Origin of the sequence: Pseudonocardia oceani, assembly GCF_019263585.2 — a bacterium.
In the GTDB taxonomy this organism is placed as follows: domain Bacteria; phylum Actinomycetota; class Actinomycetes; order Mycobacteriales; family Pseudonocardiaceae; genus Pseudonocardia; species Pseudonocardia oceani.
Window position 1 is genome coordinate 1,142,031 of the sequence record NZ_JADQDF010000001.1, and the last position, 12,838, is coordinate 1,154,868.

Here is a 12,838-nt window from a genome sequence, read left to right on the forward strand (position 1 = left end):
CCGGGGGGCGGCGGCTCAGTAGAAGTCCGGCGACCCGAGCAGCCGCCCCACGACCAGGTCGACGTAGCCCTCGACGACGTCGTCGAGGCACAGCTCGCGATCGTCGTGGAACCAGTGCGAGAAGCCGTTGAGCATGTCGCAGATGGCGAAGGCGGCCAGCCGGGCGTCGGGCACCGCGAACTCCCCCGACGCCACCCCCGCGGCCACGCACCCGCGTACGCGGCGCTGGTAGTAGCGGCGGTGGTCGTCGACGACGGCCCGGTGCTCCGGGGTCAGCGCGGCCATCTCGTGCAGGCCGACCAGGTGCTCGACGCGGCGCCGGTGCAGGTGCTCGAGGTGGGCGCGCACGAGCGCGGCGAGCCGGTGCGAGGGCGTGCCGGCGGCGTCGAGCAGGGGCAGGTTGAGGGTGTTGGGCTCCTCGGTGACCGTCAGGCAGATCGCGTAGAGGATCTCCTCCTTGGCCGCGAAGTGGTGGTAGAGGCTGGCCCCGCGGATGCCGACGGCGTCGGCGATCTCCCGCATCCCGACGGCCGCGTACCCCTGCTCGGCGAAGATCCGCGCGGCGGCGGTGACGACCTGCTCGCGCCGCGCCGCGCCCCGTCTCCCGCCGGCCGGACGGCTGGGCGCCCCGGTGATCGGGCGCGGACCGGGAACGGGCGGGGTCGGGCCGGGCGCGCTCACGCCGGGAGCTCCACCGTGCGCAGCTCGCGCTTGAGGACCTTGCCCTGCGCGTCGACCGGCAGCGCGTCGACGACGTGCACGGCCTTGGGCGCCTTGAACGTCGCGAGCCGCTCGCGGCAGAACGCGACGACCTCGGCCGGGTCGGGGCTCTCCCCCGGCTTCGCCACGACGAACGCGGTGACGGCCTCGGACCAGTACGGGTCCGGCCGCCCGACGACCGCGGCGCGCAGCACGGCGGGGTGGGCGTGCAGGACCCGCTCCACCTCCTGCGACGAGACGTTCATCCCGCCGGACTTGATCATGTCGCCCTTGCGGTCGGCGAAGAACAGGTTGCCCTCGCCGTCGACACGGACGATGTCGCCGGTGCGCAGCCAGCCGTCGCGCAGCACCGCGGCGGTGCGCTCGGGCTCGCGGTGGTAGCCGAGCATGACCGAGGGCGAACGGCAGATCAGCTCGCCGACCTCGGCGTCGTCGCCGTTCTCGTCGACGACGCGGGTCTCCAGGTGCGTGACCGGCCGCCCGATCCACGACGGGTCGCCGCCGGGGACGTCGTCGAGCGTGGCGAACCAGCCGACGGTGCCGAGCTGCGAGAGCTCCGACTGCCCCCAGTAGGTGCCCCACCGGGCGTCCGGTGCGGCCGCCGACCAGGCGTCGATCGCGGCCGGGGCGACCTGCCCGCCGTAGGTCATGCACCGCCGGACGGCCCCGACGGCGTCGGGACCGAAGCCGGGCTGCGCGGCGAGCGCGAGGTAGAACGTCGGCGTCTGCGCGATCACGGTGACGCCCTCGCGCGCGACGATCTCCAGCGCGCTCGCGGGCTCGACCGTCGCGGGCAGCACGAGCGTGGCGCCCATCAGCGTCAGCGTCGTCATCGACCCGAGCCCGGCGATCGTGAAGAACGGCATGACGAACAGCCACGTGTCGTCCGGCCCGGTCTGCAGCCCCCAGCTCCACGCGGGCGCGGTGGAGATCAGGTAGTTGCGGTGCGGGACGAGCACGCCCTTGGGCTCGGCGGTCGTGCCGCTGGTGTAGATCAGCATGGCGACGTCGTGCTCGTCGACCTCGGCCTCGGGCTCGGTGTCGGGCTGCGCGCCCAGCTCCGCCTCCAGGCCGGGCCCGAGCACCACGGGCTCCCCCGGCACGGCGCCCGCGAACTCCGGGGCCACGAGCACGGCCGCCGGCCGCGCGTGGTCGAGCTGCCAGGCCACCTCGTGCTCGCGCAGCATCGGGTTGACCACCGTGAACGCCGCGCCGAGCTTGAGCGCGCCGTAGTAGGCCGCCACCACGTCGACGGAGTTGCGCGCCATCGCCGCGACCACGTCCCCGCGCCCCACCCCGCGCCCGGCGAGCAGGTGCGCGAACCGGTTGGCCCGCGCATCGAGCTCGCCGTAGGTCGTCTCGACCCGGTCCGGGGTGTAGCTGACGAACGCGACCTTCCCCGGTTGCGTGCGGGCGTGGCGGCGGAGCTGGTCGCCGATCGTGGCGCGGCCGATCGGCGAGCGGTGCTGCGGGGAGAGCGTGCCGGTCATGCGAACAGGGGCTTCGCGAACGACTCGGCGTAGACGATCTCGTCCACCGGGGTGCGGGTGAGCTTGGTCGGGAACGGCTTCTCCGGGTAGCCGACGGCGATGTGCGCGGCGGTGATGAAGCCCTCCGGGATCGCCAGCAGCTCGCGCACCTTGGGCTCCTCGATGCACAGCAGTGTGGTGAACGCGGTGCCGACGCCCTGGTCGCGCAGCGCGAGGCAGAGGTTCTGCACCGTCGGGTAGATCGAGCCGCCGCCGACCACCGAGAGTCGGCCGAGCTCGGCATCGGTGGGGTGCAGGCCGTCGAGCTCCGCGCACGCGACGACGATCGCGGGCACCTCGGCCAGGTGCTCGGCGAAGAAGTCGGCGTCGGTGACGGTCTTGGGCAGCGCGCCCACGTTGACGTCGCCGGTGGCGATCGCGTCGAAGTACGCCTTCCACAGCGGCAGGTACAGGTCGGCCAGCGCCTGCTTCGTGGCGGCCTCGCGCACGACGACCCAGCGGACCGGCTGGCGGTTGCCGCCCTGCGGGCCGAAGCGGGCCACGTCGAACGCGGCGCGGAGCACCTCGTCGGGCACCGGGTCGGGTCGGAAGTAGCGGCACGTGCCGGTGGTGCGCATCGCCTCGGTCAGCTCCATCGCTGCTCCCTGTCCGCTGTGAGGTGGAGTGGGCAGCATGGTGGCGGGAAGTGATGCAGGTCAAGCGCCCGTCTTCCGCAATCACCTAACCGCCGTTAGGCTCGGTCCGGTGAGCGACGACGCCCTGACCGAGCCCGTGCCGTCCGCCGTGCCCGGGCGCGAGGCGCTCGCGGCCGCGATGCGCGACGCCAATCTGCCGACGCTGGTGGCCGTGCTCTTCCAGCTCACCGGCGACCCGCGCTGGCTCGCCGACCCCTACCGGCCCACCCGCAGCCGCGGCATGGAGGACAACGACTCCGGCGGCTTCCCGCCGCAGGTGCAGGACGAGATCCGGGCGGCGGCCGTAGACGCGGTGCTCGACTGGGCCGCCGGCCGTGCGCCCGCCGTGCCCGCCCCGACCGGCGACGACCTCGTCGCGCTGATGAGCCTCGCCGTCGGCGAGGAGGTCGGCGCGGAGTACGAGCCGATGACCGCGGCCGACATGGGCTTCCGCGACGCGCCGCCGCGGCGCGTCGACACCGACCTGCGCGTCGTCGTCATCGGGGCGGGCGTCTCCGGCATGCTCGCCGCGATCAAGCTGCGCGAGGCCGGGATCGAGCCGGTCGTGCTGGAGAAGAACCTCGACGTCGGCGGCACCTGGCTGGAGAACACCTACCCCGGCGCCGGCGTCGACACCCCGAGCCACCTGTACTCGTACTCGTTCGCGCCGCGGCAGTGGTCGACGCACTTCGGCAAGCGCGACGAGGTGCTCGGCTACCTGCGCTCCGTCGCCGACGCCCACGGCCTGCGCCGCACCGTCCGCTTCGGCGTCGAGGTGGCGAGCGCGCACCAGCACGACCAGGGCTGGACGGTGACGACGACGGCGGGCGAGGTGCTCGAGGCCGACGTCGTCATCACGGCGGTGGGCCAGCTCAACCGGCCCAAGGTCCCCGACCTGCCCGGGCTGGCGGAGTTCCGCGGGCCGCTGTTCCACTCGGCGCGCTGGCCCGAGGACCTCGACGTCACCGGCAAGCGGGTCGCCGTCGTCGGCACCGGCGCGAGCGCGATGCAGATCGTGCCCGCGATCGCCGGGCGCGCCGGGCGCGTCACGGTGTTCCAGCGGTCCGCGCAGTGGGCCGCACCCAACGACGTCTACTTCTCCGAGGTCGCCGAGGGCGCGCGGCTGCTGCTCGCGCACGTGCCGTTCTACCGCCGCTGGTACCGCACGCGGCTGTCCTGGAACACCGGCGACCGCGTGCACCCGGCGCTGCAGGTCGATCCGGCGTGGGAGCACCCGGAGCGCTCGGTCAACGCCGTCAACGACGGCCACCGGCGCGTGTTCACCCGCTACCTGCAGTCCGAGCTCGACGGGCGCGAGGACCTGCTGGAGCGCGCGCTGCCCGACTACCCGCCGTTCGGCAAGCGGATGCTGCTCGACAACGGCTGGTTCGCCGCCCTGCGCCGCGACGACGTCGACCTGGTGAGCCAGCCCGTCGCGGCGGTCACCGCCACCGGCCTGCGCGCCGCCGACGGCACCGAGGTCGAGGCCGACGTGATCGTGCTGTGCACCGGGTTCGAGACCACGCGCCAGCTCTGGCCGATGGACGTCCGCGGGCGCGACGGCGCCGTCCTGGCTGACATCTGGGGCCCCGACGACGCCGACGCGCACCTCGGCATCACCGTGGCCGGGTTCCCCAACCTGTTCCTGACCTGCGGCCCGGGCACCGTGCTGGGCCACGGCGGCAGCTACATCACGATCGCCGAGTGCCAGGTGCGGTGGATCGTCGACGCGATCACGACGATGGCCGAGCGCGGCTACGGCACCGTGGAGGTCACGCCCGAGGCGCACGCCGACTACGCCGCCCGCCACGACGCCGCCCACGAGGCCATGATCTGGACGCACCCCGGCATGCGGAACTGGTACCGCAACCCCGCGGGCCGGGTCGTCTGCGCGATGCCGTGGCGGATCGTCGACTACTGGCGGATGACGCGCGAGGTCGACTGGTCGCAGATGGTGGTCGAGCCGCGCAGGAGTCGGGCGCACGCACCCGGACTCCCGACGCCCGGCGGGTGACGGCGCTCACCCCGGGCGCGCAGGATCGGGGCATGACCAGCCACGCGATCGATCCCGAGCTCGCCGCCGTCGTGCCGATGCTCCCGCAGCTCGACCTGTCCGACCTGCCCTCCGCGCGCGCGAGCATGACGGCCCTGGTGGCCCAGCTCGGGACGCCGGACGCGACCGGCGTACGGGTGGAGGAGGTGTCGGCGCCCGGGCCGGAGGGGTCGCCCGACGTCCGCATGCGCGTCTACCGGCCCGAGCGCGTGGCCGCGCCGGCCGCCGTCTACGACGTGCACGGCGGCGGCTTCGTCCTCGGTGACCTGGAGACCGACCACGCCCGCAACCTGGAGTTCGCCCGCGAGCTCGGTGTCGTCGTGGTGTCGGTGGACTACCGGCTCGCGCCCGAGACCCCGTTCCCCGGTCCGCTGGAGGACGTCTACGCCGGACTGGTGTGGACCGCGAAGAACGCATCGGAGCTGGGTGTCGACCCCGAGCGCATCGCCGTGCACGGGGTGAGTGCCGGCGGCGGGCTCGCCGCGGGGCTGACGCTGCTGGCTCGCGACCGCGGCGGCCCGTCGATCGCGTTCCAGTACCTCGGCGTCCCCGAGGTCGACGACCGGCTCACGACGTCGTCGATGACCGCGTTCACCGACACCCCGATCTGGAACCGCTCCCGCGCCGTCGTCAGCTGGGACTCCTACCTCGGCGCGGGCGTTCCCGGCAGCGACGACGTGTCGCCCTACGCGGCTCCGGCCCGCGCCACCGACCTGTCCGGGCTGCCTCCGGCGTACGTGTCGGCGATGCACTTCGACCCGCTGCGCGACGAGGGCATCGCCTACGCGCTGGCCCTGCTGGCCGCCGGCGTGACCGTCGAGCTGCACCTGTTCCCCGGCACGTTCCACGGGTCCGGGCTGGCCCGGCACGCGGCCGTGTCGCAGCGCGAGCACGCCGAGGCGACGGCGGTGCTGGCGCGGGCGCTGGGGCTCTAGCTCCTACAGGCGCGCGCGAGCCGGTGCGCCAGCAGCGCGCAGCGGGCGCGGAACCGGCCGCCCGGGTCGTCGAGGGTCCAGCCGACGGCGGTCTGGACGTGCGCGAGGCGGCCCGCCACGGAGCTGTGGTGCAGGTGCAGCGCCGCGGCGGCCCCGCGCAGGGAGCCGGTGCGGCAGAAGGCGTCGAGCGTCGCGAGGTCGAGGGCGGGCAGCGCGGCGAGCGCCACGACGTCGGGGTGCGCCGCCAGCACGGCCGGCGGGACCTCGGCGAGCAGTGCGGGGGCGCCGAGCGCGTCGTGGTCGACGAGCTCGCCGGGGGCGTCGGCGAAGCGCAGGGCCAGGCGGGCCTGGCGCCACGACGTCCCGGCGTCCAGCGCCGCGACGGCACCGCCCAGCCCGCCGCGGGGGCCGCCGCCGAGCGCCGCACGCAGGGCGTCGACGGCGACGGTGCCGCCGCGGGCCTGCAGCAGCGCGGCGACGACCCCGCCGACCTCCGCGGCCCGGACGGCGTGCCCGGCCTCGGTGGCCAGCGCGCGCAGGTCGGCCCCGGGCTCCAGCGCCGCGACGCGCAGCGGGCGCCCCGGCCGCAGGCCCAGCAGGTGCAGCGCGCGGGAGCGGTCCTCCTCGGCCTCCCGCGTGGACAGGACGAGCTCGACGAGCGCCGGGTCGGCCAGGTGCGGGGCGGCGGGCACGGCACCGAGCAGGCGTGCGGACAGCGCGAACCGCTCCAGCACCAGCTCGTCGAACAGGCCGGGCGGGCCGCCGCGCTCCAGGCGGACCGACCCGCCGCCGGGCAGCGCCACCTCCCCCGACGGAGCATCCTGCACGACGGGACGCCCGTCGGGCCCCCAGCGCAGGTCCACCTCGCCGGGGCGCACGAGCGCGGCCGGGCACTCGGCGAGCGCGGCCGTGGCCCGGACCAGCGCGTTCAGCGACGCACCCCGCTCGACCAGCGCGTCGAACCAGGCGATGACGCGCACCGCGGCCTCCGCGTCGGCGTCGACTGCGGACAGGCGCAGCAGCAGACCCTCCATCGCGGCGACGCTACGGCGCGCCGGCCTCCTCGGGAACCCGCTCAGGCACGGGCGCGGCCCCGCTTGCGGCTGGGCCGGTGCCCCGACGCGTGCTTGCGCGGCGCGGCCCGCCTGACCGGCCTCGGACCCGGGATCGGCGCCGGCGCCGCGGCCGGGGCGGCGACGGCGGCGACCGGCACCGGCGGGCAGGCGGTGTCGAGGCGGGTGAGGACGATGTACTGCTGCACCAGCGTCCACACGTTGTCCGTCAGCCGGTACAGCAGGATCGCGACCGGGAACGGGAAGAACAGGCCGCCGACCAGCGCGCCGGGGGGGAAGATCCACGGCGTCAGGCGCATGACCGACGCGGCCGGGCCGGTGGGCGCGGCCTGGCGCGCGAGCGAGTGGCGGGCCGTGACGTGCGTGGCGATCGCCGCGACCACCACCAGCGGCAGCGCGGCGGCCGCGACCTCCCAGCGGTCGACGTGCGCACCGAAGGAGTCGAGCAGGCCCTGCGGCATCGACAGGTAGGACGACAGCGGCGCGCCGAACAGCCGCGCCTCCAGGAACGAGCGGACGTCGCCGGGCGGGAAGACGTAGTTGGCGATGGCGGCGTTCTGCTCGAAGGACAGGCCGGCGCGGTTGAAGCCGTGCAGCACGTGCAGCAGCCCGATGAACACCGGGATCTGCAGCAGCGCGGGCAGGCAGCCGCCCACGACGCTCACCCCGTGCTCGCGCTGCAGGTCCTGGGTGGCGCGGGCGAGCGCGGCGCGGTCGTCGCCGTGGCGGGCCCTGAGCTCGGCCATCTGCGGGGCCAGCGCGCGCATCGCGCGGCCCGAGCGCACCGAAGCGCGGAACGGCTTGATCATGACGACGCGGAGGATGAGGACGAGGAAGACGACGGACAGGGCCCAGCCCGGGCCGCTGGACGGGCCGAGCAGCAGGGCGAAGAGCTGGTGCCACACCCACATGACGGCGGACACGCGAAGTAGATCGGATCGAGCACGGGAGACACTCCGGAGGCAGCCGGGACGGGGACGCGTGTCCGGCGGGAGCGTCGAGCAGCTACAGCGCCGGGAACGGGTCCGACGGGGCGCGGGAACGGGTGCGGCCCGCGGCGTCGGGGTCGGGGTCGCGCTGGCGGGGGACGGCGCGGCGGGCCGACGCGCGGCGGCGCTCGCGGGCGGCCACGGCCGGGGCGGTGACCAGGGCCGACGGCGGCAGCGCGGGGTGCGCGAGCCCCCGGGCCAGCAGCAGCGCGCCGACCGCGCCGAGCACGAGCGACGAGCCGGCGTCGTCGGGGCCCGCGTCGAGGAGCCCGGCGTCGAGCAGGACGGAGAAGAGCAGCGCGCACAGGAGCAGGACCGACCCGCCCACCCGCTCCCGCGCCTTCCGCACGCGGCCACCGCACCCGGCGGCGGCGTGCCCGGCGGCGGCGGGAAAACGCTGGCCCGCGGCCCGGCGGCCGGGCACGGTGGCGACCGTGCTGCCCGCGCCCGACGTCCGCGCCCTCGCCCCGCTGTTCCCGCCCGAGCGGCCCGGGCCCCTGATCCACGCCCACGCGGCGGCCACCGGCGTCGGGTGCGCGTGGGTCGACCGGCGGCCGGACCCGCGCGCCGCGCTCGTCACGCTGCCCGGCGGCAACCACGCCCTCGGCGGCGATCCCGACGCCCTCACTCCGGACGACCTCGCCGGCGTCGCCGGGTTCGTCGACGCCTCGGAGCACTGGCGGCCGCTGCTGGCCGCCGCCGACCCGCACCTCGGGACGTGGCGCCGGCTGTTCGCCGCGCTCCCCGCGGCGGTGCCGGTCCCCCGGTCCCACGCCCGGCTGCTCGGCCCCGCCGACGCCGGCGCCCTCGCCGCGCTCGACCCCGGCAGCGCCTGGATCCACGACACCCGGGGCGGAGCGGCCGCGCTCGCGGCGGCGGGGGTGGGGCGGGCGGTCGTGGTCGACGGGCGGGCGGTGTCGGTGGCCGTCCCTTTCTACCGGGGCGAGCGCTACGAGGACATCGGCGTCGTCACGGACCCGGGGTTCCGGGGACGGGGACTGTCGACGGCATGCGCGGCCGCGGTGGTGCACGACGTCCGGGCGCGGGGACGGGTACCGACCTGGACCACCTCCCCGCCGAACCGGGCGAGCCGGGCGGTGGCGGCGCGGCTGGGGTTCGTCGGAGCCGGGGAGGGGGTGCTGCACCGCCCTGCAGGTGCCGGTGCCGGACTGACCGCCCCGCCCCCCCGCCGCCCCCACGAATGACAGTGGAGTGGCTTTACTGCCACTGGGCGCCAGTGAAGCCACTCCACTGTCAGGGGGCGGGGGGCGGGGGGCGGGGGGCGGGGGCGGCCGGTTACTCCTGGTCCGCCCTCAGCAGGCCCCGTTGGTACGCCGCGGCCACCGCCGAGGCCCGGTCCCGGACCTCCAGCTTCGCGTAGACGTGCAGCAGGTGGGTCTTCACCGTCGCCTCGCTGATGAACAGGGCGCGGGCCGTCTCGCGGTTGGTGGAGCCGGCGGCCACGAACCGCAGCACCTCCATCTCGCGCGCGCTCAGGGCGTCGGCGGTGCCGTCACCCCGCCCGACCCCACGCACCTGCCCCATCAGACGCCCGGCCACGGCGGGTGAGAGCACCGCCTCGCCCCGGTGCGCGGCGCGGACGGCGCGCAGGAGCTCGTCGCGCGGGGTGTCCTTGAGCAGGTAGCCGGTGGCACCGGCCTCGACGGCGGGAAGCACGTCGCGGTCGGTGTCGAACGTCGTGAGGACCAGGACGCGCACCGCCGGGGCCGCGCGGCGCAGCTCCCGGATGGCGTCGACGCCGCCCATCACCGGCATCCGCAGGTCCATGAGGACGACGTCGGGCGCCGCGGCGGCGACCCGGGCCAGCGCCTCCGCCCCGTGCCCCGCCTCGCCGACGACCTCCATGTCCGGCTCGGCGTCGAGCACCCCGCGCAGCCCGTCGCGGACCACCGGGTGGTCGTCGACGACCATCACGCGGATCACGCCTGCCCCCGTTCCGCCGGGATCGCCGGCACGCTCGCGCTGATCGCCGTGCCGTCGCCCGGCGCGCTCTCCACGGTGAACGTGCCCGACACCCGCCGCACCCGCTGCTCCATCGCGGTGAGCCCGAACCCGGCGCGGTCGGCGGCGGGGTCGAAGCCGGTGCCGTCGTCGCGCACGTCGAGCACGACGACGTCGTCCATGTAGGACAGCGTCAGCCCGGCGCGGGCCGCCCCCGCGTGCCTGCCCACGTTGGCCAGCGACTCCTGCGCCACGCGGTAGAGCGTCACCTCGATGTCGGGCAGCAGCGGCACCGGGTCGCCCGTGACCTCCACGTGCACGCCGACCTCCGCCGTCTCCGCCCACTCCTTGGCCATGTCGGTGATCGCGTCGGGCAGGCGGGCGCCGGCGAGGCGGCCGGGAGCGAGCGCGTCGACGGAGCGGCGCGCCTCGGTCAGGCTCTCCCGGGCCAGGGCGCGGGCGGTGTCGACGTGCCGGCGCCGCGTCTGTTCCTCGGCGCTGTCGGCCGCCTCCAGCTGCGTGACGATCCCGGTCAGGCCCTGGGCGAGGGTGTCGTGGATCTCGCGCGCCATCCGCGCCCGCTCGTCGGCGATGCCGGCCTCGCGGGCCTGGGCGAGCAGCCGCGTGTGCAGCTCGGCGTTCTCGTCGAGGCTCTCGGCGAGGCGCCGGTTGGTCTCGTTCAGGTCCGCGATGGTGCGCGCTCGGCGCTGCGACAGCTCGGCGGTCCGGGCACCCATCACGGTGAAGGTGATCGCGACGGTGGCGATCAGCACCGTGATGACCGCCCACGCGACCACGCGGAGCGGGCCGAGCTCGTTGAAGCTGCCGCCGATGGTCCCGTAGGCGTGCAGCACCGCCATCGCGGCGATGCCCACGTAGCGCCAGCGTCCGGGCAGGTACTCGTAGGAGTGGGCGTACCCGGCGAGGGCGAGGAACGCGAACCAGGGCGAGAGGTGGACCAGCACCGCGGTCGCCAGGAGGAGGACGACGACGTAGACGGGGCCCACGCGCGGGTCCGACGCCCGCACGCGCGGCCGACCGCAGTCGCCCGCCGTCGGTCCGCTCGTCCGGAAGGCCAGGAGGTACGCCCAGACCGCGGTGGCCGCCACCAGCGCCGCGAGCGGCCCCGCCGCGGGTCCGCTCACGGTCCGGGTGGCCAGGGTGATCGCGCTGCCGATCGCCAGGCCGGCGAACGGCCCGTAGCGGCCGATCGCCCACTCGACGCGGGCGCCGATGTCGACCGGTTCGGGCTCGGTGGTCACTCCCACCGGAAGAACCTAGCCGCCACGGCCGTCGCCGCGACGGCCACGAGCGCCATCACGAGGAGCTGCACCGGCTGCGGACCGGCGCCGGTCCAGGCGTCCTGGAAGGCCGTGATGCCCGGCGGGACGAACGACCCGATCGCGACGACGGTCTCGGGCAGCAGGAACTTCGGCAGGTACACCCCCGCGAAGAACTGCGTGAGCATGAACAGCACCGTGCCGATCGCGGCAGCGGTGCGGGCTCGCGGGGCGACCCCGGCGACGACCAGCCCGAGCGCGAACACCGCCGACGTCCCGACCACGAACGCCGCCGCGAAGCCGAGCGGGTGCCGCGGTGCGGGCACGTCGAACACGCCGACCGCGACCGCGACCATGAGCAGCGAGCCCGCCGCCGCCGTCACCAGGTTGATGAGCAGCTGCGCGACGATCACGGCCTGCGGGCGCACCGGCGTCGTCGACAGCCGGCGCAGCACCCCCTTCTCGCGGTAGGTCGCGAGCCCGACCGGCAGGGTCTGCAGCCCGAGCACCGCGATGCTGACGGCCAGCAGCGACGGCGCGAAGTACTCGGTGAACCGCAGCCCGCCGAACACCTCCGCCGGCTCGCGCAGCGCCGGGATCGAGCCGAGACCGGCGAGGACCGCGGCGGGCAGCAGGATCCCGAACAGCGTGGTGGCCGGGTCGCGCAGGAACAGGCGCAGCTCGGTGCGGGCGAGGAGGGCGGTCATCGGGTTCCCTTCGTGCCGGTGAGCGCCAGGAAGGCGTCGTCGAGGTCGGCCTGCTCCAGGCGCAGGTCGACCGGGACGACGCCGTGCGCGGCGAGGGCCGAGGTGACGGCCGTGAGCAGGTCGCCGTGGCCGGTGACCTCGATCCGGGCGCCGCGGCGGACGACCGTGCGCACCTGCGGCAGGGCGGTGAGCACGGCCTCGTCGACGTCGGCGCGGAAGCGCAGGGTCTGGCCCGCGGGCAGCGCGGCGACGAGCCCGGACGGGGTGTCGAGCGCGACGACGCGACCCCCGTCGATCACGGCGAGCCGGTCGCAGAGCCGCTCGGCCTCCTCCATGAAGTGCGTGACGAGCACGACCGTGACGCCGGAGTCGCGGATCTGCTCGATGGCGTCCCAGGTGTCGCGGCGGGCCTGCGGGTCGAGCCCGGTGGTGAGCTCGTCGAGGATCGCGACGCGGGGGTTGCCGACGAGCGCCAGCACGATCGACAGCCGCTGCTTCTGCCCGCCCGACAGCTGGGCGAACGGGGTCTCGCGCCTGTCCGCGAGGCCCCACCGCTCGATGAGCGTGCCGGGGTCGGCGGGTGCCGGGTAGAACGACGCGAACAGCTCGACGGCCTCCCGCACCCGCAGCTTGTCGGGGAGCTCGCTCGCCTGGAGCTGGATGCCGAGCAGCTCGCGGACCGCCGCGCGGTCGCGGCGCGGGTCGAGCCCGCACACCGAGATCCGGCCGCCGTCGGGGCGGCGGAGCCCGCCGACGCACTCGACCGTCGTCGTCTTCCCGGCCCCGTTCGGGCCCAGCACGCCGAACACCTCCCCCTCCTCGACGGTGAAGGACACGTCGTGCACGGCGACGTGGTCGCGGTAGCGCTTGTGCAGGTCCTGCACCTCGATGACGGCCATGACGACGATCCTGCGCGGTCGCGGGGCCGGGCGGATCGACCGCGGAGGCGGGCCCG

At 75.7% G+C, this 12,838-nt stretch carries 13 protein-coding genes; 3 read left to right on the forward strand and 10 right to left on the reverse strand.

Translation table 11 applies throughout. From position 1 onward, the window contains the following. Nucleotides 1–15: 15 nt before the first annotated feature. The 3 genes from I4I82_RS05730 to I4I82_RS05740 are packed head-to-tail and all read right to left on the reverse strand — an operon-like array spanning nt 16 to nt 2,845. Entirely contained in the window at nt 16–681 is a 666-nt protein-coding gene (locus I4I82_RS05730) for a TetR/AcrR family transcriptional regulator (protein ID WP_226369891.1), read from the reverse strand. After that, nucleotides 678–2,210 (reverse strand): class I adenylate-forming enzyme family protein, encoded by a 1,533-nt coding sequence (locus tag I4I82_RS05735; protein ID WP_218595399.1) that lies wholly within the window; start codon nt 2,208–2,210, stop codon nt 678–680. Before I4I82_RS05735 ends, I4I82_RS05730 begins: the two co-directional genes overlap by 4 nt. After that, a complete protein-coding gene (locus I4I82_RS05740) occupies nt 2,207–2,845 on the reverse strand; it encodes a nitroreductase family protein (protein ID WP_218593314.1) in 639 nt (212 codons plus the stop codon). The genes I4I82_RS05735 and I4I82_RS05740 overlap by 4 nt, the downstream gene beginning before the upstream one ends. A gap of 109 nt (nt 2,846–2,954) precedes the next feature. Here I4I82_RS05740 and I4I82_RS05745 point away from each other — a divergent pair, with 109 nt between their 5' ends. Together I4I82_RS05745 and I4I82_RS05750 are read left to right on the forward strand one after the other, a co-directional pair. Further along, the gene (locus I4I82_RS05745; protein WP_226369892.1) at nt 2,955–4,898 is read left to right on the forward strand and encodes a flavin-containing monooxygenase; all 1,944 of its coding nucleotides are present in this window, start codon (nt 2,955–2,957) and stop codon (nt 4,896–4,898) included. A 32-nt stretch (nt 4,899–4,930) separates the two neighbouring features. After that, nucleotides 4,931–5,872, forward strand: coding sequence for an alpha/beta hydrolase (locus I4I82_RS05750; protein WP_218595400.1), 942 nt, complete (start codon nt 4,931–4,933; stop codon nt 5,870–5,872). Here I4I82_RS05750 and I4I82_RS05755 read toward each other — a convergent pair. From I4I82_RS05755 to I4I82_RS05765, 3 genes are all read right to left on the reverse strand, one after another. Beyond that, complete coding sequence (locus I4I82_RS05755) at nt 5,869–6,906, reverse strand: helix-turn-helix domain-containing protein (RefSeq protein WP_218595401.1); 1,038 nt, start codon at nt 6,904–6,906, stop codon at nt 5,869–5,871. The genes I4I82_RS05750 and I4I82_RS05755 overlap by 4 nt on opposite strands. A 41-nt stretch (nt 6,907–6,947) precedes the next feature. After that, nucleotides 6,948–7,868, reverse strand: a complete 921-nt coding sequence (yidC, locus tag I4I82_RS05760) for a membrane protein insertase YidC (protein ID WP_226369893.1) — start codon at nt 7,866–7,868, stop codon at nt 6,948–6,950. A gap of 82 nt (nt 7,869–7,950) precedes the next feature. Next, entirely contained in the window at nt 7,951–8,358 is a 408-nt protein-coding gene (locus I4I82_RS05765) for a hypothetical protein (protein WP_218595402.1), read from the reverse strand. A 10-nt stretch (nt 8,359–8,368) separates the two neighbouring features. Between I4I82_RS05765 and I4I82_RS05770 the strand changes: the two genes are divergently transcribed. After that, nucleotides 8,369–9,139, forward strand: coding sequence for a GNAT family N-acetyltransferase (locus I4I82_RS05770; protein ID WP_218595403.1), 771 nt, complete (start codon nt 8,369–8,371; stop codon nt 9,137–9,139). A 91-nt stretch (nt 9,140–9,230) separates the two neighbouring features. Here the strand turns inward: I4I82_RS05770 and I4I82_RS05775 are convergent, their stop codons facing one another. The 4 genes from I4I82_RS05775 to I4I82_RS05790 are packed head-to-tail and all read right to left on the reverse strand — an operon-like array spanning nt 9,231 to nt 12,782. Next, complete coding sequence (locus I4I82_RS05775) at nt 9,231–9,878, reverse strand: response regulator (RefSeq protein ID WP_218595404.1); 648 nt, start codon at nt 9,876–9,878, stop codon at nt 9,231–9,233. Further along, nucleotides 9,875–11,164: a sensor histidine kinase gene (locus I4I82_RS05780; RefSeq protein ID WP_218595405.1), complete on the reverse strand. Its 1,290-nt coding sequence runs from the start codon at nt 11,162–11,164 to the stop codon at nt 9,875–9,877. Before I4I82_RS05780 ends, I4I82_RS05775 begins: the two co-directional genes overlap by 4 nt. Next, the gene (locus tag I4I82_RS05785) at nt 11,155–11,883 is read right to left on the reverse strand and encodes an ABC transporter permease (protein WP_218594342.1); all 729 of its coding nucleotides are present in this window, start codon (nt 11,881–11,883) and stop codon (nt 11,155–11,157) included. Before I4I82_RS05785 ends, I4I82_RS05780 begins: the two co-directional genes overlap by 10 nt. Further along, nucleotides 11,880–12,782: an ABC transporter ATP-binding protein gene (locus tag I4I82_RS05790; RefSeq protein ID WP_218594343.1), complete on the reverse strand. Its 903-nt coding sequence runs from the start codon at nt 12,780–12,782 to the stop codon at nt 11,880–11,882. Before I4I82_RS05790 ends, I4I82_RS05785 begins: the two co-directional genes overlap by 4 nt. Nucleotides 12,783–12,838 lie beyond the last annotated feature (56 nt).